A 24,619-nucleotide genomic window follows, 5' to 3' on the forward strand; every position below is an offset into this window, starting at 1 on the left:
ATGACGGACGTAGTGATCGTATCGGCCGCGCGGACCGCGGTCGGCAAATTCGGCGGCTCGCTTGCGAAGATTGCAGCACCGGAACTGGGCGCCACGGTGATCCGCGCGGTGCTGGAGCGCGCGGGCGTGAAGCCCGATCAGGTGAGCGAAGGGATCATGGGTCAGGTGCTGACGGCCGGCTCGGGGCAGAACCCGGCGCGCCAGTCGCTGATCAAGGCCGGCCTGCCGAATGCAGTGCCGGGGATGACGATCAACAAGGTGTGCGGCTCGGGCCTGAAGGCCGTGATGCTGGCGGCGAACGCGATCGTCGCGGGCGACGCGGAGATCGTGGTCGCAGGCGGTCAGGAAAACATGAGCGCGTCGCCGCACGTGCTGCCGGGCTCGCGCGACGGGTTCCGGATGGGCGACGCGAAGCTGGTCGACACGATGATCGTCGATGGCCTGTGGGACGTGTACAACCAGTACCACATGGGCATCACGGCGGAGAACGTCGCGAAGGAATACGGGATCACGCGCGAAGAGCAGGACGCATTCGCCGCGCTGTCGCAGAACAAGGCGGAAGCCGCGCAGAAGTCCGGCCGTTTCAACGACGAGATCGTGCCGGTGTCGATTCCGCAGCGCAAGGGCGAGCCGCTGCAGTTCGCGACCGATGAATTCGTGCGTCACGGCGTGACGGCGGAATCGCTGTCGGGCCTGAAGCCGGCGTTCTCGAAGGACGGCTCGGTGACGGCCGCGAATGCGTCGGGCCTGAACGACGGCGCGGCGGCGGTGCTGGTGATGTCGGCGCAGAAGGCGGCGGCTCTTGGCCTCACGCCGCTGGCGCGGATCAAGGCATACGCGAACGCGGGCGTCGATCCGAGCGTGATGGGCATGGGCCCGGTGCCGGCGTCGCGCCGTGCGCTGGAGCGCGCGGGCTGGACGCCGGGCGACCTGGACCTGATGGAAATCAACGAGGCGTTCGCGGCGCAGGCGCTGGCGGTGCACAAGCAGATGGGCTGGGACACGTCGAAGGTGAACGTGAACGGCGGCGCGATCGCGATCGGCCACCCGATCGGCGCATCGGGCTGCCGGATCCTGGTGACGCTGCTGCACGAGATGGTCAAGCGCGACGCGAAGCGCGGGCTGGCGTCGCTGTGCATCGGCGGCGGGATGGGCGTCGCACTCGCGGTCGAGCGTCCGTAACGGGCCGTTCGTCACGGTCAAACCGATCCGGGCGCCGGCCGATTGCAGCTTCGGCCGGCGTCACGTGAAGTCAGAGGGGCCTCCGGCAGCTCTCGAAACCAAAAATGGAGTGGGTTTATGTCTCAGCGAATTGCGTACGTAACGGGCGGAATGGGCGGCATCGGCACCAGCATCTGCCAGCGCCTGTTGAAAGACGGCTTCAAGGTGGTCGCGGGTTGCGGCCCGAATTCGCCGCGCCGTGTGAAATGGCTCGAGGACCAGAAGGCCCTCGGGTACGATTTCATCGCATCGGAAGGCAACGTCGGCGACTGGGACTCGACCAAGGCAGCGTTCGACAAGGTCAAGGCGGAAGTCGGCGAGATCGACGTGCTGGTCAACAACGCGGGCATCACGCGCGACGTCGTGTTTCGCAAGATGACGCATGAAGACTGGACGGCGGTGATCGACACCAACCTGACGAGCCTTTTCAACGTGACGAAGCAGGTGATCGACGGGATGGTCGAGCGCGGCTGGGGCCGGATCATCAACATTTCGTCGGTGAATGGCCAGAAGGGCCAATTCGGTCAGACGAACTATTCGACCGCGAAGGCCGGCATCCACGGCTTCACGATGTCGCTGGCGCAGGAAGTCGCCACGAAGGGCGTGACGGTCAACACCGTGTCGCCCGGCTACATCGGCACCGACATGGTGAAGGCGATCCGTCCGGACGTGCTCGAGAAGATCGTCGCGACGATTCCGGTGCGGCGTCTCGGCGGCCCGGAAGAAATCGGTTCGATCGTCGCGTGGCTCGCGTCGAACGATTCCGGCTTCGCGACGGGTGCCGACTTCTCGCTTAACGGCGGCCTGCACATGGGCTGAACGCCCGGGCTGCGCGGGCCGGCCCCGGCCCGGCCGCGCGGCCCGGCGTTTGCGAAGGCCCCCGCCTCCCGGATCCGGGAGGCGGGGATTTTTCACTTGCGCTACGCTGCACTCAAAGGCGTTACATGACTACTACAAAGAAAACGGCCGAGCGGCTCATCAAGAAGTACCCGAACCGCCGGCTCTACGATACCGAGACAAGCACGTACATCACGCTGACCGACGTCAAGCAGCTCGTGCTGGAACAGGAGGACTTCAAGGTCGTCGATGCGAAATCCAACGAAGACCTGACGCGCAGCATCCTGCTGCAGATCATCCTCGAAGAGGAAAGCGGTGGCGTGCCGATGTTCTCGTCGTCGATGCTGTCGCAGATCATCCGTTTCTACGGTCATGCGATGCAGGGCATGATGGGCACGTACCTGGAAAAGAATATCCAGGCATTCATCGACATCCAGAACAAGCTCGCGGATCAATCGAAGAACCTCTACGAAGGGAACGCGATGAATCCGGAGGTCTGGTCGCAGTTCATGAACATGCAGGCGCCGATGATGCAAGGGATGATGACGAGCTACATCGAGCAGTCGAAGAACATGTTCGTGCAGATGCAGGAGCAGATGCAGAACCAGGCGAAGTCGATGTTCAGCACGTTCCCGTTCAAGCAACCGGACGCGCCGGAGCCCGAGAAGAAGTAACGTATTTGGGGCGGGCCGGCCGCGGGCCGGTCGGCGCCGCGACGTGCGGCGGGGCGAGGCGACCGATCGTATGCGCGCGCACGATGATGGCCGCTGGCCGGCCGGCGCAGGATGCCGCCGATGGCCGTTCTTGACCGTCGGCACCGAATGCCCGTGCGCGGCCGTGGAGCGGGCGAGATCATTGCCCCGGTCGAGGGGATTCCATACAGAGAGCCAAACCGAACCGGCACGTGGTGTGCTCGGCGGCGGTTGTTCGCGCGCGTGACAGCCGCGATTACGCTTGGCGCCCGTGCCGGCGCGATGCCGGTGGTACGCCGGCTTCCTTCACTCAGAGTGCCGGATCGAAATCCTGCTGATCGTCCGCAGGCGGGAGGTCGAGCACGAGCTTCACCGCGCAGTAGTTCGCCTTCAGCGAAAACACGCGACCGATCACGAGAAAGGTCTGCGGCGAATTCTCGAGTTCGACGAAGTCGCCGGGTTGCGGCACATGCGCGCCTTGGTCATACGAAAAGCTGGTGCTGGTTTGCTCGCCGATGGTTTCGGCGGCGTGCTCGGTGAATTCGATCGTGATGTGGGTGGTCATGCGAACCCCGTTGGGCAAGTGAAGAGAACGAATGCTGCGATTTTCGCATGCCGGCGGGGTGATTCCGGGGCGATTCTTGCGAGGTTTATCGTGACGCGGCACGGGCCGGCCGTGCGTGCCGGCCCGTTGGCCCGCGTGGAAAGGGCCGGATCGCTTTCCGCTGTCCGCCCGCCGCGCCCGCACGGGCCGCACATCCGCGTCGCCGTCCGCGGCGTACCAACCGCCGGTTTTGCCTCGCTGACCCATAAATAGCTGTAAACTCACGCTTTTGCCGCCACGCCCCCACATTCCAGATGTCCCAGTCCCCCAAAGTAGGCTTCGTTTCGCTCGGGTGCCCCAAGGCGCTCGTCGACTCCGAACAAATCATCACCCAGTTGCGCGCCGAAGGTTATGAAATCTCCGGCACGTACGACGGCGCCGACCTCGTCGTCGTCAATACCTGCGGCTTCATCGACGAAGCCGTGCAGGAGAGTCTCGACGCAATCGGCGAAGCGCTGACCGAAAACGGCAAGGTGATCGTCACCGGTTGCCTGGGCGCGAAGTCGAGCGCCAGCGGCTCGAACCTCATCGAGGAAGTCCACCCGAAGGTGCTCGCCGTCACCGGCCCGCACGCGGTGGGCGAAGTGATGCAGGCCGTGCATTCGCATCTGCCGAAGCCGCACGACCCGTTCGTCGACCTGGTGCCGCCCGCGGGCATCAAGCTCACGCCGCGCCACTACGCGTACCTGAAGATCTCCGAAGGCTGCAATCACCGCTGCACGTTCTGCATCATCCCGTCGATGCGCGGCGACCTCGTGTCGCGTCCGGTCGCCGAAGTGATGCTCGAGGCCGAGAACCTGTTCAAGTCGGGCGTGAAGGAACTGCTCGTGATCTCGCAGGACACGAGCGCATACGGCGTCGACGTGAAGTACCGCACGGGCTTCTGGAACGGCAAGCCGATCAAGACGCGCATGACCGACCTAGTCGCCGCGCTCGGCGAACTGGCCGCGCAATACGGCGCATGGGTGCGCCTGCACTACGTGTATCCGTATCCGAGCGTCGACGAAGTGATTCCGCTGATGGCCGAAGGCCCGTTCAAGGGGCACGTGCTGCCGTATCTCGACGTGCCGTTCCAGCACGCGCATCCGGAAGTGCTCAAGCGCATGAAGCGTCCGGCCAACGCGGAGAAGGTGCTCGAGCGCGTGCAGAAGTGGCGCGAGATCTGCCCGGACCTGACGATCCGCAGCACGTTCATCGCGGGCTTCCCCGGCGAGACGGAAGAGCAGTTCGAAACGCTGCTGGACTTCATCCGCGAGGCGGACCTCGATCGCGTCGGCTGCTTCGCATATTCGCCGGTCGAAGGCGCGACCGCGAACGATCTCGACGGCGCGCTGCCGGACGAGGTTCGCGAGGAACGCCGCGCGCGCTTCATGGAAGTGGCGGAGGAAGTATCGGCGCAGCGCATGCAGCGCAAGGTCGGCAAGACGCTCAAGGTGCTGATCGACGAAGTCAGCGCGGAAGGCGGGATCGGCCGCACGGCGGCGGATGCGCCGGAGATCGACGGCGTCGTCTATGTCGAGCCGGCGACGAAGGCGTCGAAGCGCTACAAGGTCGGCGATTTCGTGTCGGTGAAGATCACGGGTGCGGACGGTCATGATCTGTGGGGCGAGGTCTAAGCAATGACCGCCGTGTTTCCGCAGATCCTCGCGCTCGGCGAGGCGATGATCGAATTCAACCAGTCGCAGCCGGGCCGTCCGGAGTTCCTGCAGGGCTTCGGCGGCGACACGTCGAACTTCTGCATCGCCGCGGCGCGCCAGGGCGCGTCGACGGGCTTCGTGTCGGCGATCGGCGACGATCCGTTCGGCCGGCTGCTGGCCGACATGTGGGCGTCGGAACGCGTCGACACGAGGTACGTGCGGATCGACCGCACGGCGCCGACCGGCGTGTATTTCGTCACGCACGGCGCCGACGGCCATCAGTTCGACTATCTGCGTGCGGGGTCGGCCGCGAGCCGCTATGCGGTGGCCGACCTGCCGCTCGATGCGCTGGCCGCGGCGAAGGCCATGCACCTGTCCGGCATCAGTCTCGCGATCAGCACGGCCGCGTGCGATGCCGCGTTCGCCGCGATCGACCACGCGCGCCGCAACGGCGCAAAGGTCAGCTTCGACACGAACCTGCGCCTGAAGCTGTGGCCGCTGCCGCGCGCCCGCGCGGTGATGCGCGAGGCGCTGCGCCAGACCGACATCTGCCTGCCGAGCTGGGACGACGTCACGGCGCTCACCGGCGCGAACGATCGCGACGCGATCGTCGACGCGATGCTCGAGCACGGGCCGCAGGTCGTCGCGCTGAAACTCGGCAAGGAAGGCGCGTACGTCGCGACGCCGCACGAGCGACGCGTCGTGCCGGGCTTCGCGGTGGCAGCCATCGATGCGACGGGCGCCGGCGACTGCTTCGGCGGCGCGTTCGTCGCGCGGATCGTCGCGGGCGACGACCCGTTCGCGGCCGCACGCTATGCGAACGCGGCGGCGGCACTGTCGACGACGGGCTACGGCGCGGTCGCGCCGATTCCGCATCGCGATGCGGTGGAACGCCTGATGCAGGGCTGACGCGCATTCCGCACGCGGGCCGCGGCCGCACACGATCGGTTCATTCGAACGACGTGAACGGGTGGCGCGCAGTGTGCGTACCGCGGTCGCTGCGCGCTCGTGCCGAGGTGGATCGGCGACGCGCAGCCACAGCGTATCGCCGCCGTCGGCGCGCGAATCTGAAGCAAGGAGCAATACAAGGTGGGTCGATATTCGGAATGGCAACGAGCGCTCGTGCTCGCCGGCGCGCTGGCAGCGGGCGTCGCGATGCCGGGCGTGGCCGCGGCACAGGGTGCGGCATCGGAGGCGCAGCAGGATGAAGCGGCGCCTGCGCGGCCGCTGCGGCCGAATCCTGAATTCGCGCGGCTGCCGCGCTACGAGGGCACGCTCGGCGATCGGCCGATCGTCGTGCATCTCGGTCCGAAGACGGACGAAGAGGGCGTGCACGGCGAATACCAGTTCACGGATACCGGCGAGGTGATCCTGCTCGCGGGCGATCGCGACGGCGATACGCTCGAGATCGAGGAATCGAACGACGGCACGAACATCACGGGCGTGTGGATCGGCCGCTTCGATTCGACCGGCGCGCTGAAGGCCGACCGGATGAATGCCGACGAATCGGACCCGCAGCCCGTCGTGCTGCATCCGACGCCGGCCAAGCGTGCGGCGCTGCAGGTCCGCAACGGCCGCGTGCAGGACATCGAGACGGTCGGCAGTGTCGTCAACCTGCGTACCGACGGCTGAGGACGACCGGGCGCGCGCTGTCTCGGCGCGCGCGGCGCGCATTGTACCGGGCCAAGCGCGCCGATTTTGGCTAATCTAGCAGGATATTCCGCAACCGAACGGCCTCGTACCCGCCCTCTGCCATGACTGCATCCACTCCGAAGCGCGCACTGCAAACCCGCATCGTTCAACCCGACGACGTCATTCCGGACGGCTTCCAGTCGTTCGTGCCGCCGGTCGCGCGCGCGTCGACGGTCGTGTTCCCCGATCTCGCGACGATGCGCGCGCTGGTCTGGCACAACGACAACCAGTGGCGCTACGGGCTGCATGCGACACCGACGTCGCTCGCGCTCGCGCAGCGGCTCGCCGAGATCGAAGGCGGCACGCACGCGCTGCTGCAGCCGTCGGGCCTCGCGGCGATCATGAACGTCTATTTCGGGATCGTGAAGGCGGGCGACGACGTGCTGATCCCGCACAACGTCTACGGGCCGAACGCCGATTTCGGCAACTGGCTCGCGAAGGATTTCGGCATCACCGCGCGTTTCTACGATCCGCTCGTGGGCGCCGGCATCGCCGACCTGATCCAGCCGAACACGCGGCTGATCTGGATCGAGGCGCCGGGCTCCGTGACGATGGAAGTGCCCGACGTGCGCGCGATTACGACGGTCGCACAGGCGCGCGGCATCGTCACCGCGATCGACAATACGTATTCGGCCGGGCTCGCGTTCAAGCCGTTCGAGCACGGCGTCGATATCTCGGTGCAGGCGCTGACCAAGTATCAGTCGGGCGGCAGCGACGTGCTGATGGGCGCGACGATCACCGCGAACGCCGAACTGCATGCGCAACTGAAGCTCGCGCGGATGCGCTGCGGGATCGGCGTGTCGGTCGACGACTGCTCGCTCGTGATGCGCAGCCTGCCGAGCATGCAGGTGCGTTTCGACGCGCACAGCAAGAGCGCGCTCGCGCTCGCGCAGTGGCTGAAGGCACGGCCGGAAATCGCGGCGGTGCTGCATCCGCAACTGCCGGACTGCCCGGGTCATGAGTCGTTCGTGCGCGACTTCACGGGGGCGGGCGGGCTGTTCTCGGTGGTGTTCGACGAACGCTACAGCGCCGAGCAGATCGACCGTTTCGTCGAGGCGCTCGAGTTGTTCGCGATCGGCTGGAGCTGGGGCGGCGCATGCAGCCTCGCGATGCCGTACGACGTCGCGTCGATGCGCGCGGACTGGGCGCATCGCGGCACGCTGGTGCGTTTCTACGTCGGTCTCGAAGACGAAGCCGACCTGCGCGCGGACATCGAGCGCGCGCTGCAGGCCACGCTCGGCCGATAATCGCGGCAGACAAACGAAACGCCGGCGCGATGTTGCATCGCGCCGGCGTTTTTCATTGGCGGCTCGCGCGGCTCAGAACAGCCGCAGCAGCCCGTCGAGGCCGACGTGGTCGAACGCGACGGTCGCCGCATTGCGCACGACAGGCTTCGCGTGGAACGCGACCGACAGGCCGGCTTCGGCCATCATCTTCAGGTCGTTCGATCCGTCGCCCATCGCGATCGCGCGGCTCGGCGCGATGCCGAGCGATGCGCAGGTATCGCGCAGCAGGCGCGCCTTCACGTCCGCGTTGACGATCTCGCCGAGCACCTTGCCGGTCAGCCTGCCGTCGACGATCTCGAGCGTGTTCGCGTGCGCGTAGTCGAGGCCGAGGCGCGCCTTCAGGCGCTCGGTGAAGAACATGAAGCCGCCCGACACGAGCAGCGTCTTCAGGCCCGCGGCCTTCACGCCGGCGAGCATCGTCTCCGCGCCCGGCGACAGCTGCAGCCGCTCCTCGTACACGCGCTCGAGCGCGTGCGCATCGAGCCCGGCGAGCAGCGCGACGCGGCGCGTCAGGCTTTCGTTGAAGTCGCGGATCTCGCCGCGCATCGATGCTTCGGTGATCTCGGCGACCTGCGTCTTCAGCCCGCAGAAGTCGGCGATCTCGTCGATGCACTCGATCGTGATCAGCGTCGAATCCATGTCCATCACGACGAGCCCGAAATCGCCGAGCGTGCGGCCGGCGTCGACGAAGCCGAAATCGAGCGCATGGGTGCCGCAGTACGCGTCGATGTCGAGGCGCTGCGCCGGATTCGCGTTTTCGATGCGCAGCGCGTGATCGTCGGTCTGCACGATGCGGGTGCCGCGCGACAGCGCGAGCAGCGGTTTGTGATGCGCGTCCGACAGCGGCGCGAGACTCTGGATGACGAGGTTCTGGGTCATGACGGAATGGTTGGAAGCGAATGAAACGCGTACGCGGCCGGCATGCGGCCACCTGCGACCGCGGCCCCGTTCGGCTGCGGGCCACGGCGTCGCGAACGCGCCATTGTAGCCGGTTGGTATCCGATCGCGATCGGATCGCCGCGGATGCGGCCGTAAGCAGTGCCGGAAGCCGCTGCGCGCAATGTGCCGGCGCCGGCGCCTATCGTTCGTCCGCGCGATCCCAGTAAGGCGGATCGCCGAAGTGATCGGCGAGAAACGAGATGAACGCGAGCGTCTTCAGCGGCACGTGCGCGCGGCTCGGATAGACGGCCCAGATCGCGACGTCGTCGGCGAACGGGTAGTCGTCGAGCACGGTGACGAGCGCGCCGCTCGCGAGCAGCGGGCCGACGTCCCAGGTCGACTTGATTGCGATGCCGAAGCCGTCGACGAGCGCCTCGCGGATCGCCTCGCCGTTGCTCGCGACGAGCCGGCCGCCGACGCGCACGGTCAGCCGCCCTTGCGGTGTGACGAACGACCAGTCGCGCTGATCACCGAGGACCACGCATTCGTGCTGCGCGAGTTCGGCCGGATGGCGCGGCGTGCCGCGCGCCGCGAGATACGCGGGCGAGCAGCACAGCACGCGCCGGTTGGCTGCCAGCTTGCGCGCGACGAGCGTCGAATCCTTCAGCGCGCCAACGCGGATCGCGACGTCGTAGCCGTCGTCGACGAGATCGACGATCTCGTCGGACAGCCGCAGATCGAGCGATACGGACGGATAGCGGCGCAGGAATGCCGGAATCACGGGCGCGACGTGCTGGCGGCCGAACGACGACGACATCGATACCTTCAGCCGCCCGTACGGCTCGCTGCGGCCGTGGCCGACCGACGCGCGCGCGGCGTCGGCGGCCGACAGCAGCGCCTCGGCGCGGGCCATGAAGACTTCGCCGTCCTGCGTGAGGCTGATGCGGCGTGTCGTGCGGTGCAGCAATCGCGCGCCGAGCTGGCGCTCGAGCTGCGCGATGCGCGCGCTCGCGACCGCGGCCGACACGCCGAACTCGCGCCCGGCCGCGCTGACGTTCGCGAGCAGCGCGGCGCGCACGAACAGGCCGACGTCGAGCAGGTCGAGCGGCTTGTCGGGGGCCGGCACCGGATCGGATGGCATTATGTGGAAATTCCTGAAAATGTTTCAGGAAATATAGCGGTTTTCTCGAAGGATCGGGCGTCCTACGATGGCACGCATGGAGGTTGCCCCGCAGCCTGCCGGATTCCCTGAAAGGAGTATCGAGATGAAAGCCGTTGGACTGACCCGTTATCTGCCGATCGACGACCCGCAAGCGCTGCTCGACGTCGAAGTGCCGCAACCCGCGCCCGGCCCGCGCGACCTGCTCGTGAAGGTCGAAGCGATTTCCGTGAACCCGGTCGACACCAAGGTGCGCGCGCCGAAGCCGCAGGTCGAGGCAACGCCGCGCGTGCTCGGCTGGGATGCGGCCGGCACGGTCGTCGCGATCGGCGCCGAGGTTACGTTGTTCCGGCCCGGCGACGAAGTGTTCTACGCGGGCAGCATCACGCGCCCCGGCGCGAACGGCGAATTCCACGCCGTCGACGAGCGGATCGCCGCGCACAAGCCGCGCACGCTCGATTTCGCGGCGTCGGCCGCGTTGCCGCTCACCGCGCTGACCGCGTGGGAGGCGCTGTTCGACCGCTTGCGCGTGTCGCCGCAGGGCGCGCACGCCGGCAAGTCGGTGCTGATCATCGGCGGCGCGGGCGGCGTGGGCTCGATCGCGATCCAGCTCGCGAAGACGCTCGGCAAGCTGCACGTGATCGCGACCGCCTCGCGGCCGGCATCGGCCGAATGGGTGCGTTCGCTGGGTGCGGACGGCGTGATCGATCATTTCGGCGACCTGCCCGCGCAGCTGCGTGACATCGGTCATCCGAACGTCGACTACGTGCTGATCTTCAACGACACGGATCGCCATTTCCCCGCAGCGGCGGAAATCGTCCGGCCGCAGGGCGGCATTTGCACGATCGTCGAGAACGCGAAGCCGGTTCCGGTCGAGCTGCTGAAGGCGAAGAGCGCCGCGTTTCACTGGGAGTTCATGTTCACGCGCGCGATGTTCGAGACGCCGGACATGATCGAGCAGCACAAGATCCTCACCGAGGTCGCGCGGCTCGTCGACGACGGCACGCTGCGCACGACGCTCGGCGAACAGCTCGGCACGATCAACGCGGCGAACGTGCGGCGTGCGCATCAACTGCTCGAGGGCGGGCGCGCGATCGGCAAGCTGGTGCTGAGCGGGTTCTGATCCGGCATCGCGCGTACGGGATGCGCGGCCGCGGACGCAAGCGGGGTAACACCCGATGCGTTTGCGGCGCATTGCATGCCGCTTGGCGGTAGACTGGCAACGCATCATGCATCGAAAACCGCGCGGCACGCGCGTGCCGCCGCATTACAAGGAGGTCAGCATGAGCCAACGCAGCTTGTCAGTCGCCGCATCGTGGTCGGCCGTGTTCGTGGCGGCGTGCGTCAGCGCGAGCGTATTCGCGGCGCCGCCCGTCAAGGGCAGCCTGAAGGGCGGCGGGACGGGGCAGCTCGAATACACCGTCAAGGTCGATTCGAAGACCTTCGGCAATACGCAGGAGACCCGCAAGATCCGCTCGGGCGAGACGGACGACTTCAACTGGAAGTCGGTGCCGCCGGGCGGCGCGGTCGCGATGCAGGACGGCTGTCCGAACGCCGACAACCTGCCGCGCGACGCGAACGGCGCGATGGTGCGCCAGACCCAGGTGCGGCTCGCGCCGTCGGTCGACGCGAAGGGGATCGCGAACGTGCAGCTGAGCTTCCAGGCGGCCGCGCCGAAGGGCACGCGCAACGTCAGCGCGGGCGGCAAGTCGCTGCAGTGCCCGGAAGTCGTGGCGGTGAGCCAGGTCAAGTGGGTGTCGATTTCGACCAATGGCGGGTCGAAGTCGGTCACGATGAGCGACGGCACGAAGGTGACCGTGTCGATCAAGCACTGAGGGGCCCGCACGCCCGCGACGCATCCGGTGCGCGCGCAACCAATGTCGCGCGTATCCGGACGATCCGCGTGTCGCAGCGTATCGCAGCGTGATGATGCCGCGGCACGAGCTGCGGCCGATGCCGTCGTGTCCCACGTTGCCATCATGCAGTGCGCGCCAGCGGGTGCGCTGCGCGTTGCGTGACGTCATGCGGATGTCACGCTATCCTCGTCGCCATTGGTCTTCTTCCCCGAACGACAATCCGATGAAACTTCGCATGCGCGTGCTGCTGTCGGCCGCTGCGTTCGTTGCCGTCGATGCGCACGCGGCCGACGATTGCAGCTTCGTGAAAAAAGTCGAACTGCCGTCGCGACAGCAGATCGCGGTCGTGTCGAGCGGTGCGCTCGAACCGTGTTCGACCGGCAGCTATGCGGTGCGCGTGTATTCGACCGCGCACACCGCGCCCGGCTTTGATACGGACGACTACGTGACGGGCGTGCTGCATGCGCGCGACGGCACCGTCGCCGACGCCTTCACGGCCGATCTCGGCACGCGCGCGCGAGATGCTGGTCGTCACGACACGCTCGGCCGGCAGCGGCGGTTATGTTGGTGCGCACGCCTATGTGACGACACCGCATGCGGTGCGGCTCGTCGCGTCGGTCGACGGGCTCGCGCCCGATGCCGACGTAAAGGCTGCGTTGCGCGAGGCCCTCGGCAAACGCCGCGCCGCGCGCTGACGGTGCGCTGCCCGAATGCCGCGTGAATGCCGCGCGTCGCGGCGCTGCGTGTCAATGCGCGCGTTCCTCGAGCCGCGCCGCAACAAAGCGGTGATCGGCCGAGAACAGGCGGCGATACGTCATCAACACCGCGCCGACGGTGCCGAGTGCCGACGCCGCGGCGATCAGGAACATGATCACGATCTGGTAGCGCACGGCCTGCAGCGGCGACTGACCGGCCAGCACCTGGCCCGTCATCATCCCCGGCAGGCTCACGACGCCGACCACGGCCATCTGGTTCAGCGTCGGCAGCATGCCCGCGCGCACGGCCTGGCGCGCGGCGTCCTGCGCGGCTTCCCAGCGCGTCGCGCCGAGCGCGAGTGCGGTCTCGACGCGGTCGCGCCGCGCGGTGAGCTCCTCCATCATCCGTTCGACGCCGAGCGCCACGCCCGTGAGCGTATTGCCGAGGATCATCCCGAGGATCGGGATCGCGTATTGCGGCTCGTACCACGGGTGAATGCGGATCACGACGAACAGGCCGATCGCCGCGACGATCCAGCTGCTGAACCAGATCGACGCGATGCTGTCGATGCGCTGGCCGCGGTACGCGTGCTTGCCGCGCGCGGCGCCCGCGAAACCCGCGATCAGCGTCATCAGCGCGGCGAGCGGCAGCACCACGGTCCAGTGCGGATGTCCGAACACCCAGCCGAGCACGTAACCGATCGCGAGCAATTGCACGACGGTGCGCACGGCCGCGAGCGCCAGCTGGCGTCCGAGGCCGAGCGACAGCGCGACCGAGATCGCGCCGTTCACCGCGACGAGCGCGGCGGCGATGCCGACGTCGACGAGGCTCAGGTCCTGCAGTGCCGGGCTCATTGCGCAGCCTCCGTCGAATTCACGGCATGCAGCACGCCGGCCTGCATCACGAGCTGCGTCGTGCTGATTCGTGCGGCCTGCGCCGGGTCATGCGAGATCCACATGTACGCACGCGTGTCCGACGCCGCGTCGAACCATGCGTCGACGAGCGCTTCGATCGCACGCGTCGAATCGGGATCGAGCGCGGACGTCGGCTCGTCAAGCAACAGCACGTCGGGGTCGAGCTGCAGCACGCGCAATAGTGCGGCGATCTGCGCTTCGCCGCCCGACAGTTCACTCGCGCGCTTGTCGAGAAAATCGGCGCCGCGGCCCGCGCGTGCGGCGAGCGCTTCCACGCGCGCGCGGTCGAACCTCGCGTCGCGATAGACCGCGAGCGAATACGGATAGCGCAATTGCGCTTCGACGGTGCCGTCCATTTGCGCGGGCCGCTGGCGCACGTACGCGATGCTGCGCCGGTAGCGCGGAATCGCGCCGCGCCTGATACGCTTGCCGCGCCACAGCACGTGGCCGCCATCGAGCGGATCGAGCAGCGCGAGCGCGCGCAACAGCACGCTCTTGCCGGAGCCCGACGGTCCCGTGATAGCAATTCGCGATCCCGCGGCGAGGCTGAAGTCGGTCGGCGTCAGCAAGGTCTTGCCGGTGGCGGCGTCGCGGCGCGTGATGCGTTGTGCATCGATGAGACCGGTGGGGACTGTCATGTCGAAAATGAAAAAAAGCGTTAATGGCGCCGAGGCGTTGTCGCGGCGTGCATCATAATATCCATTGAAAGGTCGCCGATGTCGTGCTCCGTTCGCTTTCCCAAGTAGCCCGGCATGGCGCGCACATTCTGCAGAACAACAACGGAACCGACATGACGCTAACCCGAGCCATCGGCAAAACGGCTGCATGGATCGTCGGTATCGTCGCACTGATCATCGTGGCTGCCGGCGTCTTCATTGTCACGTTCGACTGGAACCGCGCGAAACCGTGGGTCAACGAACATGTGAGTACCGCACTTGGCCGCTCGTTCGCGATCAACGGCGATCTCAAGGTCGACTGGCGTCGCCCGCAGGGCGAAACCGGCTGGCGCGCATGGGTGCCGTGGCCACGCATCTCGGCCACCCAGATGGAGATCGGCAACCCCGACTGGGCGAAGGGCCCCAGGTTCGCCACGCTCGACTCCGCGCACTTCGATCTCGCGATTCTCCCGCTCCTCGCGCATCAAATCGTCATTCCGTCGATCGACGTCGTCAATCCCGCGGTCGACCTCGAGCGGCTCGCCGACGGCCGCAACACGTGGACCTTCCAGTTCAAGCAATCAGGGCAACCGACGACGTGGAAAGTGCGGCTCGACAGCTTCGGGTTCGCGAAGGGAACCGTCGTCTATCGCGACGCGATCACCAAGGCCGATCTGACGATCGGGATCGATACGCTCGGCCAGCCGATTCCGCTCGGCGACGTGCTGAAGGAGCAGGAACAGAAGTCGCGCGCGGCGTCGGCGCAGCGCGTCGGCAAGCACGGCGCCGCGCAATTGAGCGCGAAGGCCAGCGCCGAGGCTGCGTCGGGTGCATCGGGCGCATCGGGCGCATCGGCGGCGCAGGTCGCAAGCGCGGCATCGACGTCCGGGTCCGCATCGGGCGTGCTGCCTGCGTCCGTGGTGAATACGGCTTCGTCCGCATCGACGGTTGCCTCCGCATCCGGAGCGAGCGGCGCATCGGCCGCATCCGGCGCCACCGTGCCCGCGAAGCCGTCCGGCCCGACCTATGCGTTCGGCCTCAAGTTCGACGGCCGCTACAAGAACGTGCCGATCGACGGTACCGGCAAGGTGGGCGGCGTGCTGGCGATCGAGAACGCGAAGCAGCCGTTCCCGCTGCAGGCCGACGTGAAGGCCGGCGACACGCGGCTCGCGATCGTCGGCACGCTGACCGACCCGATGCATCTGGCGGCGGTCGACCTGCGGCTGTGGCTGCAGGGCACGTCGATGTCGCATCTCTACCAGCTCACCGGCATCACGCTGCCCGACACGCCGCCGTACGCGACGGAGGGGCGCCTGATCGGCCAGATCAAGCAGAACGCGAGCACGTTCCGCTACGAGGACTTCAACGGCCGTGTCGGCGGCAGCGATCTGCGCGGCACGCTCACGTGGGCGCAGCGCAAGCCGCGTCCGAAGCTGTCGGGCGAAGTCGTGTCGAACCTGCTGCAGTTCTCCGACCTCGCACCGGTGATCGGCGCCGATTCGGCCGCGAGCAAGAAGAAACGCGGCGATACGACGCACCAGCCGCCGGATCGCGTGCTGCCGGTCGCGGCGTTCCGCACCGAACGCTGGAGCGCGATCGACGCGGACGTGAAGTTCACCGGCCGCAAGCTGATCAAGAGCCCGCAGCTGCCGATCACGAACCTGTACACGCACATCCTTTTGCAGGACGGCGTGCTGACGCTCGAGCCGCTGCAGTTCGGCGTCGCGGGCGGCACGCTCGCGACGAATGCGCATCTCGACGGTAGCCGCACGCCGCTCAAGGGGCGCTTCACATTGACCGCGCGCCACCTGAAGCTCAAGCAGCTGTTCCCGACGCAGAAGGTGATGCAGACCGCGCTCGGCGAGATCAACGGTGACGCGTCGCTGTCGGCGACCGGCAATTCGCCGGCCGCGCTCGCGGGCACGTCGACCGGCGAAGTGAAGGCGCTCATCACCGACGGCCGCATCAGCCTCCTGCTGATGGAGGCGGCGGGCCTGAACGTCGCGAACGTCGTGTACGAGAAGCTGTTCGGCACGCGTGACGTCAACATCAATTGCGCGGCGATCGATTTCGCCGCGAACGACGGCATGCTGCAGCCGAAGGTCTTCGCGCTCGATACGGACGATGCACTCATCACCATGGATGGCCCGATCAATCTGCGCGACGAATCGCTGGACCTGAAGATCCATCCGCACACGAAGGGCTTCCGGATCTTCTCGCTGCGCTCGCCGCTGTACGCGAAGGGCACGTTCAAGAACCCGAAGGTCGGTGTCGAAGTGGGCGCGCTCGCGCTGCGCGCCGGCGCGGCAGTCGGGCTCGGGCTGCTCAACCCGTTCGCGGCGCTGATCCCGCTGATCGCGCCGAGCAACAACCGCGACGTGCCGTGCGCGCAGCTGTTCGCGCAGATGAACGCCAAGGCCGCGCAGAAGCAGGCCGCGAAGGCCGGCAAGTGACGCGCGACGGCGGGTGCGGGATCCGGCATGGCGCGGGCGGCGGCCGCGTTCGTTGCGGTGCCGGCGCGGTAGCGGTAGCCGCCGTGGCCGGCCGGCTGGCAGCGCCGCGGCGCCCGGCGCCCGGCGCCCGGTGTCCGGTGTCCGGTGTCCGGACGCCGCGGGTCAGCGGCCGGCGCGTGCCCAGACGAGCACCGCGTCGACCTGCTGGCCGTTGATCAACACCGGCTCGGCGGTGCCGAGTTGCAGGCGGTCGCCGTCCCCGCTCGCGACCTGCGTCCCGCTGTTGCACGTTGCCAATCCAGTTCGGAAACAGGCTCACGTCCATTTCCTGGGTCAGCGTGCCGTTGCCGTCCACAGTAAAAGGGCCCGAATGCGCGATATAGCCGCGCGCGCCGGCGGTGCGTTCGGTTCGTCGCGGCTGCCGCCGTGCAGGGCGTCGTCGGCATAGGTCGGCTGGCTGCCATCAGCTACGCGGACATGTAACCGTCCGACGTATAGAGAAGCCAGCCGCGCACGTCGCGGCCGGGCGGGTAGGTGACGGTGCTGCCGTCGCGCGGGCAGACTTCGCAGCACGCGAGGCGCCATGCGCCGAGGAATGGGGCGCGAAGCTGGCGGCCAGGCATGCGGGGGGCCGGTATGGCGGCGATGGCGCGTGTGCCGTCGTGTTGACGGGGCTGCACGGCGCGAAGCGGGCGGCGTGCCCGGGGCCGTCGCAGCGCTGCGGTCGGCAGTTTCTCCGACACCTGCTAAAATACACGGTTTTCCGTCGATTTCTCTCTTACGGGACCTGCCGTGCTTTCTACTGCCAACATCACGATGCAATTCGGGCCGAAGCCCTTGTTCGAGAATATCTCGGTCAAATTCGGCGAGGGCAACCGCTATGGTCTGATCGGCGCGAACGGCTGTGGCAAGTCGACCTTCATGAAGATCCTCGGCGGCGACCTCGAGCCGAGCGGCGGCAACGTCGCGCTGGAGCCGAACGTGCGCCTGGGCAAGCTGCGCCAGGACCAGTTCGCGTACGAAGACGTGCGCGTGCTCGACGTCGTGATGATGGGCCACACCGAAATGTGGGCCGCGATGACCGAGCGTGACGCGATCTACGCGAACCCGGACGCCACCGACGACGACTACATGCACGCGGCCGAGCTCGAAGGCAAGTTCGCCGAATACGGCGGCTACGACGCCGAGGCGCGCGCGGGCGCGCTGCTGCTCGGCATCGGCATCGAGGAGAAGTTCCACAACGGTACGATGGCCGACGTCGCGCCGGGCTGGAAGCTGCGCGTGCTGCTCGCACAGGCGCTGTTCTCGAAGCCGGACGTGCTGCTGCTCGACGAACCGACCAACAACCTCGACATCAACTCGATCCGTTGGCTCGAGCAGACGCTCAACGAGTACAACTCGACGATGATCATCATCTCGCACGATCGTCACTTCCTGAACTCGGTGTGCACGCACATGGCCGACATGGACTTCGGCACGCTGAAGGTCTGGCCGGGCAACTACGACGACTACATGCTCGCATCGGCGCAGGCGCGCGAGCGCCAGGCCGCGGCGAATACGCGTGCGAAGGAGCGCGTGGCCGAGCTGCAGGACTTCGTGCGTCGCTTCTCGGCGAACAAGTCGAAGGCGCGCCAGGCAACGAGCCGCGCGAAGCAGATCGACAAGATCAAGATCGAGGAATTCAAGCCGTCGTCGCGTCAGAACCCGTTCATCCGCTTCGAGTTCGAGAAGAAGCTGCACAACGTCGCGGTGGTGGCCGAAGAGATCACCAAGAAGTACGAGCGCACGATCTTCCAGAACTTCAACCTGTCGGTGCAGCCGGGCGAGCGCATCGCGATCATCGGCGAGAACGGCGCGGGCAAGACGACGCTGCTGCGCTCGCTGCTCGGCGCGCTGCCGCTCGATCACGGCACGGTGAAGTGGTCCGAGAACGCGAATGTCGGCTACATGCCGCAGGATACGTACGAGGAATTCCCGAACGACATCACGCTGATGGACTGGATCGACCAGTACCGCAAGGATGGCGACGACGAAACGATGGTGCGCGGCACGCTGGGCCGCCTGCTGTTCTCGTCGGACGACATCAAGAAGTCGGTGAAGGTGCTGTCGGGCGGCGAGAAGGGCCGCATGATCTGGGGCAAGCTGATGCTCGGCCGCCACAACGTGCTGCTGATGGACGAGCCGACCAACCACATGGACATGGAGTCGATCGAGTCGCTGCAGATCGCGCTCGAGCAGTTCGAAGGCACGCTGATTTTCGTGTCGCACGACCGCGAGTTCGTGAGCGGATTGGCGAACCGGATCATCGAAGTGAAGACGGACGGCACGCTGTTCGACTTCGGCGGGAATTATGAGGAGTTTTTGGCGAGCCAAGGGCAGGAGTAAAACCGCCGGTTTGTCCCGAGACCGCCCTTCATGTGTCCCGGATTGTCCCACGGAATTGTCCCGTTGGGACAACGACTGTGCTGCCCTCCAGGGGGCGCTAGGCAGGGCGCGTAAGGCGGGACCGCCAGAAGTGCGAAAGGCCCACACCGACAAACTGCCGATGTGGGCCTTCTTGCTTCGTAGCTGGAATATCGTGGCGGCCGGGATTGGGAGCTAACGGTGTTATGCAAGGACGTAATGACGCTCACTTGTTCTTGCACCTAGCGCAGAGGTAAACACGATTTCCGTTGGCGTCGGTACGAAACCAAACCTGTTTCCGGCCAGAGCTATTCCAGCCGCGCAGTTCGACATTGCATCTGGAGCAGACTTGGGGCCAAACGTTGACCCCGGCTTGTTTCTAAAAAGGTACGATAACAGCAAGAATGGAACGAGAGCGACGATAACAATGCCCGTAAAGATGTCCATAGTGCTCTTAAGCCTTCGAATATGAGGGGGCGTATAGAGCTGCTGACGTGTCCCGTGTATATGAGCTTCATATCGGGTCTTGTGGGCAGCTCCTATTAGGGGGCGGCAATATGGGGACTTCGATCCCCACTGGCCGGTGTATGGATTTTGGTTTCCCTGGGTAGACCAGTTGTCTAGCTTTGTATCGTTCGGGTTGGTCTGGTAGTGGCCCTGAACGTAGGTCCCGTTTGAGCGCGTGTAACCGTTGACGTAATGCTCACCGGAAGACGACCCGTAGAGATTCGAACCGGATGAGTGGTAACCGTAGCTGGAGGTATGCGCGTATGCTGCACCTGCGCTTACAAGAAGCGCGGCGAGAATGATCTTTTTCAAGGTGGTCCCCTGTAGCGTATCGGAAGTAGTTATCCGGCGCGTAGCAAATCCATGGCCAGTGGTCTGATACTACACCGGCCTTCCTGCTAATTCGACTGGTGCTTACGGGGCCCAAATGTTGGCCGGGAAAATCTCAGAGGGTATCTGATAAAGTCGCCGCCGCGAAATTCCCCCGGTGTCCCTCCCGATTCTCGCGGGCACTCCATCATGATGCGCATCCGATAACGCGCGCGATTCCTGACGCGTGGGCGCGTGCTTCTCCAGCGGGATGGCCGCTCTAGGCCTTGTGGAGGCATATTCCCAAGCATCGAGGTTCAGGATTCGTCGGCGCAGAAATGAAAACGGGCCGTGCGGCCCGTGCTGGTGAAAGAGCGTCCGGCCTGCAAGGCGCTCTTGATTCAAAAGAAGCGGGCAATACCCGATTTCTTCGCGATTTTCTCAAGCAACACTGCCGTGTTGTAGTAATCCATCACGCCCACTACCGCGCCGCATGAGCGGCACTGTACTGTGTTGACTTTGAAATTAGAGCCATATGGTGAGATGGTCTGTGTTTCAAAGGAAGTGCTGTCGCATTTTGGACATTTAGAGGTCGCCATCGCAGTTGAAGTCGACGCAGCGGTTGCCGATCGAGTGACGGCGCGCCCCGGCGCACGCGCAGGCGCACGCGGTCAGTCGGCAAGCCGCTTGTCGGCGAGCGCCTTGCAGCAGTCTTCGTATACCCACTGCACGAGTTTCGCGCGGTAGTCGAGGTCGTCGGTATCGACGATTTCCTCGACCGCATCGCGCGCCCATGATGCGTCGACGAAGCCCGCGTGGCGCTTCGCGATGTCCTGCGCGAGCGCGGCCAGCTTCGCGATGGCGAGCCAGTCGGCCTGCCGGTGATGGCGGTCGAGCCAGCGGTGCGCGGCCTGCACGTGGAACGCCGCGTCGGGCCAGGATTCGTTGAGATAAAACGCGCCGAGATTGCCGCAGGTGAGCCAGCACAGCAGCTCGAGGCGGTCTTGGGAGCCGAGGTTGTAGGATGCGTCGGTCATGGCAGCGCTCACGAAAGGCATCGATTCCGGGTGGCGCGGGCTGCAATAGCCGGCGCCGATACTAAAAACATAGCACGATGCGGGCCACGTCGCGCGTCGGCGTGGCGCGAATGCCGCAACGGCGGGAATGGGCGGCAGTCGGCCGCCGCGCCGGCGCCGGTGCAGCCGGCGTGCCGGGCGTTGCGGCGTCGTTCGATGTCATCGCCGCGGCGCGCCACTCTCGCTAGAATGGCCGTTTTCCGGGAGACAGGAAACGATGAAAATTTACGATCAGTTTTACATCGACGGCGCATGGCGCAAGCCGGCCGGCACCGGCACGATCGACGTGATCGACTCGGGCACCGAGGCCGTGATCGGCCGGATTCCGGAGGGCGTCGCGTCCGATGCGCAGGACGCGATCCGCGCCGCGCGCGCGGCCTTCGATTCGTGGGCCGCCACGCCGGCCGCGACGCGTGCCGGCTACCTGCGCAAGATCGTCGAGCGTCTGCAGGCGCGCAGCGAGGCGCTCGCACAGTCGATCACCGGCGAAGTCGGGATGCCGATCAAGCTGTCGCGCGCGATCCAGGTCGGCGGTCCGATCTACAACTGGAAGGCGTACGCGAAGCTCGCGGAATCGTTCGAATTCGAGGCGACGGTCGGCAACTCGCTGGTGGTGCGCGAGCCGGTCGGCGTCGTCGCGGCGATCACGCCGTGGAACTACCCGCTCAACCAGGTCACGCTGAAGGTCGCGCCGGCGCTCGCGGCGGGCTGCACGGTGGTCCTGAAGCCGTCGGAAGTCGCGCCGCTGAACGCCTTCATGCTCGCCGAGGCGATTCACGAAGCGGGCTTGCCGCCGGGCGTGTTCAACCTCGTGTGCGGCTACGGGCCCGTCGTCGGCGAGGTGCTGGCCACCGATCCGGACGTCGACATGGTGTCGTTCACAGGCTCGACGCGCGCCGGCAAGCGCGTGGCCGAGCTGGCGGCCGCGGGCGTCAAGCGCGTCGCGCTCGAACTCGGCGGCAAGTCGGCGTCGGTGATCCTCGACGATGCCGATTTCGCGGCGGCGGTGAAGGGCACGGTCAACGCGTGCTACCTGAACGCCGGCCAGACCTGCTCGGCGCACACGCGCATGCTGGTGCCCGAAGCGCGCTACGACGAGGCGCGCGAGATCGCGAAGGCCGCGGCCGAAGCGTACGTCGCGGGCGACCCGCGGCTGGAAACGACCCGTCTCGGCGCACTCGCGTCGGCCGTGCAGCAACAGCGCGTGCAGGCGTACATCCAGAGCGGGATCGACGACGGCGCGGAACTCGTGACGGGCGGCACGGGCTTGCCCGAAGGGCTCGCGAAAGGCTTCTTCGTGAAGCCGACCGTATTCGGCCGCGTCGATCCGAAATCGGCGATCGCACAGGAGGAGATTTTCGGGCCGGTGCTGTCGATCATCACGTATCGCGACGAAGACGAAGCCGTGCGGATCGCGAACGATTCGCCGTACGGGCTCGGCGGCGCGGTGTGGGCCGGCAGCGACGAACGCGCGATGCGCGTGGCGCGCCGCATCCGCACGGGCCAGGTCGACATCAACGGCGGCACGTGGAACAGCGCCGCGCCGTTCGGCGGTTTCAAGCAGTCGGGGCATGGCCGCGAGAACGGCGTGTACGGGCTCGAAGAGTATCTCGAGTACAAGTCGATGCAGCTCAAGCCAACGCCTCAGGGCTGAGCGTTCACCCCCGCACGACCCGAAACGGCACGCTCGCGTGTCGTTTTTTTATTGACGGCCGTCAAGGTGCGCGCCGGTGGATCGTCGATCATCGCGGTTCCGATTTCCGATGTTTCGACGAGGCTCCCGATGACCGCACCCACTTCCTTCCCGCCGCTGACGATTCGCGGCCGCACCTTGCTGCCCGTCGTGCAGGGCGGTATGGGCGTCGGCATCTCCGCGCACCGTCTCGCGGGCAGCGTCGCGCGCGAAGGCGCGCTCGGCACGATCGCGAGCATCGACCTGCGTCATCACCATGCGGACCTACTCGCGCGCTGCCGCGCGAATCCCGACCGCGCGACGCTGGAGGCCGCGAATCTCGACGCACTCGCGCGCGAGATTGGCCTCGCGAAGACCTACGCCGACGGGCGCGGAATGATTGCCGTCAACGTGATGAAGGCGGTGAGCGCGCATGCGGACTACGTGGGCGTCGCGTGCGAAGCGGGCGCCGACGCGATCGTGATGGGCGCCGGCTTGCCGCTGGACCTGCCGGACCTCACGCACGGCCATGACATCGCGCTGATCCCGATCCTGTCGGACAGCCGCGGGATCGCGCTGGTGCTGAAGAAATGGATGAAGAAGGGGCGCCTGCCCGATGCGATCGTGATCGAGCATCCGGCGCATGCGGGCGGTCATCTCGGCGTCACGCAGATCGACGACATGCACGACGCGCGCTTCGATTTCGTACGCGTGCTCGACGAGACCGCAAACGTCATGGCGTCGCTCGGCCTCGCACGCGACACGATCCCGCTGATCGTTGCGGGCGGGATCAACAGTCACGACGCGGTGCGCGCGGCGCTCGAGGCCGGCGCGAACGGCGTGCAGGTCGGAACGCCGTTCGCCGTGACCGAAGAAGGCGATGCGCATCCGAACTTCAAGCGCGTGCTGGCCGACGCATGCGCCGACGACATCGTCGAGTTCGTCAGCGTGACGGGGCTGCCCGCCCGCGCGGTGAAGACGCCGTGGCTCGATCGCTACCTGCGCAACGAGACGCGCATTCGCAACAAGCTCGGCGCGTTCCGGCAGCGCTGCCCGACCGCGCTCGAATGCCTGAGCGTATGCGGGCTGCGCGACGGCATCGAGAAATTCGGTCACTTCTGCATCGACACGCGGCTGGCGGCCGCATTGCGCGGCGACGTCGCGAACGGCCTGTTCTTCCGTGGCCGCGAAGCGCTGCCGTTCGGCAACGCGATCCGCAGCGTGCGCGACTTGCTGGACCTGTTGCTGACCGGCCGTGCTTGCGACCCTGTGACAAACCGCCCCATGTTTACGCTGGCTTGACGGATATCAAGATGGCGAAATGACCCTACTGAGAGAATGGAATCCATTCTTTGGGGGTCCGTACCATGCACAAAACAATTCGAATCCGCGTCACCGTTGCTGCTGCCGTTGCGGCAGCCCTCGTCTCGATGCCGTCGCTGTCGCAGGCGGCGTCGCCGGGCGACGGCATCAACCAGGGTGACGTGCTGGTCCGGCTGCGCGCGATCAGCATCCAGCCGAACGAGCGCGCGAGCGACACGCTCGGCGCGATCGACACCGGCGTGAACAACGCGATCGTGCCGGAGCTCGACTTCACCTACATGATTCGCGACTACCTCGGCGTGGAGCTGATCCTCGGCACGTCGCGGCATCAGATGACGTCGAGCCTCGGCAATCTCGGCGGCGTGGGCGTGCTGCCGCCGACGCTCTTGCTGCAGTACCACTTCAACCATGCGGGCAAGGTGCGTCCGTACGTCGGCGCCGGGTTGAACTACACGTACTTCTACAACAACGGGCTCAACGTCGGCGGCGAAGGCGTGTCGATCAACAAGAGCAGCTTCGGTCCGGCGCTGCAGTTCGGCGTCGACGTGCAGCTGACGAAGAAGGTATTCATGAACGTCGACGTGAAGAAGATCTGGATGAGCACCGATGCGACGCTGGGCGACAAGGGCATCGGCACGCTGCACATCGATCCGCTGATCGTGGGCGTGGGCGTCGGGATGAAGTTCTAGACGCGCGCGAAAAGGAACCGAGTTGGGGTTGGCGGCATGGCGGTCGGCATGCCGCTCT

The 24,619-nt window shown here is 66.4% G+C and carries 22 protein-coding genes and 2 pseudogenes; 15 read left to right on the forward strand and 9 right to left on the reverse strand.

Annotated elements, in window-relative coordinates; translation table 11 throughout:
- The 3 genes from O1Q03_RS17960 to phaR form a co-directional block, all read left to right on the forward strand.
- Positions 1 to 1,182 (forward strand): acetyl-CoA C-acetyltransferase (locus tag O1Q03_RS17960; protein ID WP_269505125.1); only part of this gene is annotated, 1,182 nt, incomplete at its 5' end.
- A 117-nt stretch (positions 1,183 to 1,299) separates the two neighbouring features.
- Positions 1,300 to 2,040, forward strand: a complete 741-nt coding sequence (locus tag O1Q03_RS17965) for a 3-ketoacyl-ACP reductase (RefSeq protein WP_269505126.1) — start codon at positions 1,300 to 1,302, stop codon at positions 2,038 to 2,040.
- A gap of 125 nt (positions 2,041 to 2,165) precedes the next feature.
- Complete coding sequence (gene phaR / locus O1Q03_RS17970) at positions 2,166 to 2,732, forward strand: polyhydroxyalkanoate synthesis repressor PhaR (RefSeq protein WP_269505127.1); 567 nt, start codon at positions 2,166 to 2,168, stop codon at positions 2,730 to 2,732.
- A 328-nt stretch (positions 2,733 to 3,060) separates the two neighbouring features.
- Here phaR and O1Q03_RS17975 read toward each other — a convergent pair whose 3' ends face one another.
- On the reverse strand, positions 3,061 to 3,315 hold the full coding sequence (locus O1Q03_RS17975) for a hypothetical protein (protein WP_269505129.1): 255 nt from the start codon (positions 3,313 to 3,315) through the stop codon (positions 3,061 to 3,063).
- Positions 3,316 to 3,608: 293 nt separating this feature from the next.
- Between O1Q03_RS17975 and rimO the strand changes: the two genes are divergently transcribed.
- The 4 genes from rimO (at position 3,609) to O1Q03_RS17995 (ending at position 7,930) form a co-directional block, all read left to right on the forward strand.
- Positions 3,609 to 4,970, forward strand: coding sequence for a 30S ribosomal protein S12 methylthiotransferase RimO (gene rimO, locus O1Q03_RS17980; protein ID WP_269505130.1), 1,362 nt, complete (start codon positions 3,609 to 3,611; stop codon positions 4,968 to 4,970).
- 3 nt (positions 4,971 to 4,973) lie between these two features.
- A complete protein-coding gene (locus O1Q03_RS17985) occupies positions 4,974 to 5,900 on the forward strand; it encodes a sugar kinase (protein ID WP_269505131.1) in 927 nt (308 codons plus the stop codon).
- Between the two features lie 180 nt (positions 5,901 to 6,080).
- Positions 6,081 to 6,623 carry a hypothetical protein gene (locus O1Q03_RS17990; protein ID WP_269505132.1) on the forward strand — a complete coding sequence of 181 codons (543 nt, stop codon included), beginning with the start codon at positions 6,081 to 6,083 and terminating at the stop codon, positions 6,621 to 6,623.
- A gap of 122 nt (positions 6,624 to 6,745) precedes the next feature.
- The gene (locus tag O1Q03_RS17995) at positions 6,746 to 7,930 is read left to right on the forward strand and encodes a cystathionine beta-lyase (RefSeq protein WP_269505133.1); all 1,185 of its coding nucleotides are present in this window, start codon (positions 6,746 to 6,748) and stop codon (positions 7,928 to 7,930) included.
- A gap of 72 nt (positions 7,931 to 8,002) precedes the next feature.
- On the opposite strand, the gene serB is transcribed toward O1Q03_RS17995, so the two are convergent.
- Both serB and O1Q03_RS18005 read right to left on the reverse strand, forming a co-directional pair.
- Positions 8,003 to 8,848, reverse strand: a complete 846-nt coding sequence (gene serB, locus O1Q03_RS18000) for a phosphoserine phosphatase SerB (RefSeq protein WP_269505134.1) — start codon at positions 8,846 to 8,848, stop codon at positions 8,003 to 8,005.
- 199 nt (positions 8,849 to 9,047) lie between these two features.
- Entirely contained in the window at positions 9,048 to 9,989 is a 942-nt protein-coding gene (locus tag O1Q03_RS18005) for a LysR family transcriptional regulator (RefSeq protein WP_269505136.1), read from the reverse strand.
- A gap of 124 nt (positions 9,990 to 10,113) precedes the next feature.
- Between O1Q03_RS18005 and O1Q03_RS18010 the strand changes: the two genes are divergently transcribed.
- The 3 genes and pseudogenes from O1Q03_RS18010 to O1Q03_RS18020 all read left to right on the forward strand — a co-directional run bounded on the left by O1Q03_RS18010 (position 10,114) and on the right by O1Q03_RS18020 (position 12,558).
- Positions 10,114 to 11,130, forward strand: coding sequence for a zinc-binding alcohol dehydrogenase family protein (locus tag O1Q03_RS18010; RefSeq protein ID WP_269505138.1), 1,017 nt, complete (start codon positions 10,114 to 10,116; stop codon positions 11,128 to 11,130).
- 160 nt (positions 11,131 to 11,290) lie between these two features.
- Positions 11,291 to 11,842: a DUF6013 family protein gene (locus O1Q03_RS18015; RefSeq protein ID WP_269505139.1), complete on the forward strand. Its 552-nt coding sequence runs from the start codon at positions 11,291 to 11,293 to the stop codon at positions 11,840 to 11,842.
- Between the two features lie 256 nt (positions 11,843 to 12,098).
- A pseudogene (locus O1Q03_RS18020) lies at positions 12,099 to 12,558 on the forward strand (PliI family lysozyme inhibitor of I-type lysozyme).
- 51 nt (positions 12,559 to 12,609) lie between these two features.
- Here O1Q03_RS18020 and O1Q03_RS18025 read toward each other — a convergent pair.
- On the reverse strand, positions 12,610 to 13,413 hold the full coding sequence (locus O1Q03_RS18025) for an ABC transporter permease (RefSeq protein WP_269505141.1): 804 nt from the start codon (positions 13,411 to 13,413) through the stop codon (positions 12,610 to 12,612).
- Positions 13,410 to 14,111, reverse strand: coding sequence for an ABC transporter ATP-binding protein (locus O1Q03_RS18030; protein WP_269505142.1), 702 nt, complete (start codon positions 14,109 to 14,111; stop codon positions 13,410 to 13,412). Before O1Q03_RS18030 ends, O1Q03_RS18025 begins: the two co-directional genes overlap by 4 nt.
- A 152-nt stretch (positions 14,112 to 14,263) precedes the next feature.
- Between O1Q03_RS18030 and O1Q03_RS18035 the strand changes: the two genes are divergently transcribed.
- Positions 14,264 to 16,582: an AsmA family protein gene (locus O1Q03_RS18035; RefSeq protein WP_269505143.1), complete on the forward strand. Its 2,319-nt coding sequence runs from the start codon at positions 14,264 to 14,266 to the stop codon at positions 16,580 to 16,582.
- Positions 16,583 to 16,744: 162 nt separating this feature from the next.
- Here O1Q03_RS18035 and O1Q03_RS18040 read toward each other — a convergent pair whose 3' ends face one another.
- From O1Q03_RS18040 to O1Q03_RS18050, 3 genes and pseudogenes are all read right to left on the reverse strand, one after another.
- Positions 16,745 to 16,879 (reverse strand): hypothetical protein, encoded by a 135-nt coding sequence (locus O1Q03_RS18040; RefSeq protein WP_269505144.1) that lies wholly within the window; start codon positions 16,877 to 16,879, stop codon positions 16,745 to 16,747.
- 28 nt (positions 16,880 to 16,907) lie between these two features.
- A pseudogene (locus O1Q03_RS18045) lies at positions 16,908 to 16,961 on the reverse strand (hypothetical protein); the annotation flags it as partial.
- An 88-nt stretch (positions 16,962 to 17,049) separates the two neighbouring features.
- A complete protein-coding gene (locus O1Q03_RS18050) occupies positions 17,050 to 17,205 on the reverse strand; it encodes a lipocalin-like domain-containing protein (RefSeq protein ID WP_269505145.1) in 156 nt (51 codons plus the stop codon).
- Between the two features lie 169 nt (positions 17,206 to 17,374).
- Here O1Q03_RS18050 and O1Q03_RS18055 point away from each other — a divergent pair, with 169 nt between their 5' ends.
- Positions 17,375 to 18,967, forward strand: coding sequence for an ABC-F family ATPase (locus tag O1Q03_RS18055; RefSeq protein WP_269505146.1), 1,593 nt, complete (start codon positions 17,375 to 17,377; stop codon positions 18,965 to 18,967).
- 1,505 nt (positions 18,968 to 20,472) lie between these two features.
- On the opposite strand, the gene O1Q03_RS18060 is transcribed toward O1Q03_RS18055, so the two are convergent.
- The gene (locus O1Q03_RS18060) at positions 20,473 to 20,838 is read right to left on the reverse strand and encodes a hypothetical protein (RefSeq protein ID WP_269505147.1); all 366 of its coding nucleotides are present in this window, start codon (positions 20,836 to 20,838) and stop codon (positions 20,473 to 20,475) included.
- A gap of 256 nt (positions 20,839 to 21,094) precedes the next feature.
- Here O1Q03_RS18060 and O1Q03_RS18065 point away from each other — a divergent pair, with 256 nt between their 5' ends.
- From O1Q03_RS18065 to O1Q03_RS18075, 3 genes are all read left to right on the forward strand, one after another.
- Positions 21,095 to 22,531, forward strand: a complete 1,437-nt coding sequence (locus O1Q03_RS18065) for an aldehyde dehydrogenase family protein (RefSeq protein ID WP_269505149.1) — start codon at positions 21,095 to 21,097, stop codon at positions 22,529 to 22,531.
- Positions 22,532 to 22,660: 129 nt separating this feature from the next.
- Complete coding sequence (locus O1Q03_RS18070) at positions 22,661 to 23,851, forward strand: NAD(P)H-dependent flavin oxidoreductase (RefSeq protein WP_269505151.1); 1,191 nt, start codon at positions 22,661 to 22,663, stop codon at positions 23,849 to 23,851.
- A gap of 65 nt (positions 23,852 to 23,916) precedes the next feature.
- Entirely contained in the window at positions 23,917 to 24,561 is a 645-nt protein-coding gene (locus O1Q03_RS18075; RefSeq protein WP_269505153.1) for an OmpW/AlkL family protein, read from the forward strand.
- Positions 24,562 to 24,619 lie beyond the last annotated feature (58 nt).

It is taken from the genome of Burkholderia sp. IMCC1007, from assembly GCF_027257875.1.
Classification (GTDB): domain Bacteria; phylum Pseudomonadota; class Gammaproteobacteria; order Burkholderiales; family Burkholderiaceae; genus Burkholderia.

Bases quoted from the DNA above. Each gene is read 5' to 3' on its own strand.
- O1Q03_RS18030 (WP_269505142.1), bottom strand. From the start codon at position 14,111: ATGACAGTCCCCACCGGTCTCATCGATGCACAACGCATCACGCGCCGC.
- phaR (WP_269505127.1), top strand. From the start codon at position 2,166: ATGACTACTACAAAGAAAACGGCCGAGCGGCTCATCAAGAAGTACCCG.
- O1Q03_RS17975 (WP_269505129.1), bottom strand. From the start codon at position 3,315: ATGACCACCCACATCACGATCGAATTCACCGAGCACGCCGCCGAAACC.
- serB (WP_269505134.1), bottom strand. From the start codon at position 8,848: ATGACCCAGAACCTCGTCATCCAGAGTCTCGCGCCGCTGTCGGACGCG.
- O1Q03_RS18050 (WP_269505145.1), bottom strand. From the start codon at position 17,205: ATGCCTGGCCGCCAGCTTCGCGCCCCATTCCTCGGCGCATGGCGCCTC.
- O1Q03_RS17995 (WP_269505133.1), top strand. From the start codon at position 6,746: ATGACTGCATCCACTCCGAAGCGCGCACTGCAAACCCGCATCGTTCAA.
- O1Q03_RS18005 (WP_269505136.1), bottom strand. From the start codon at position 9,989: ATGCCATCCGATCCGGTGCCGGCCCCCGACAAGCCGCTCGACCTGCTC.
- O1Q03_RS17985 (WP_269505131.1), top strand. From the start codon at position 4,974: ATGACCGCCGTGTTTCCGCAGATCCTCGCGCTCGGCGAGGCGATGATC.
- O1Q03_RS17965 (WP_269505126.1), top strand. From the start codon at position 1,300: ATGTCTCAGCGAATTGCGTACGTAACGGGCGGAATGGGCGGCATCGGC.
- O1Q03_RS18010 (WP_269505138.1), top strand. From the start codon at position 10,114: ATGAAAGCCGTTGGACTGACCCGTTATCTGCCGATCGACGACCCGCAA.
- O1Q03_RS18015 (WP_269505139.1), top strand. From the start codon at position 11,291: ATGAGCCAACGCAGCTTGTCAGTCGCCGCATCGTGGTCGGCCGTGTTC.
- O1Q03_RS18025 (WP_269505141.1), bottom strand. From the start codon at position 13,413: ATGAGCCCGGCACTGCAGGACCTGAGCCTCGTCGACGTCGGCATCGCC.
- O1Q03_RS18065 (WP_269505149.1), top strand. From the start codon at position 21,095: ATGAAAATTTACGATCAGTTTTACATCGACGGCGCATGGCGCAAGCCG.
- O1Q03_RS18075 (WP_269505153.1), top strand. From the start codon at position 23,917: ATGCACAAAACAATTCGAATCCGCGTCACCGTTGCTGCTGCCGTTGCG.
- rimO (WP_269505130.1), top strand. From the start codon at position 3,609: ATGTCCCAGTCCCCCAAAGTAGGCTTCGTTTCGCTCGGGTGCCCCAAG.
- O1Q03_RS18070 (WP_269505151.1), top strand. From the start codon at position 22,661: ATGACCGCACCCACTTCCTTCCCGCCGCTGACGATTCGCGGCCGCACC.
- O1Q03_RS18035 (WP_269505143.1), top strand. From the start codon at position 14,264: ATGACGCTAACCCGAGCCATCGGCAAAACGGCTGCATGGATCGTCGGT.
- O1Q03_RS18060 (WP_269505147.1), bottom strand. From the start codon at position 20,838: ATGACCGACGCATCCTACAACCTCGGCTCCCAAGACCGCCTCGAGCTG.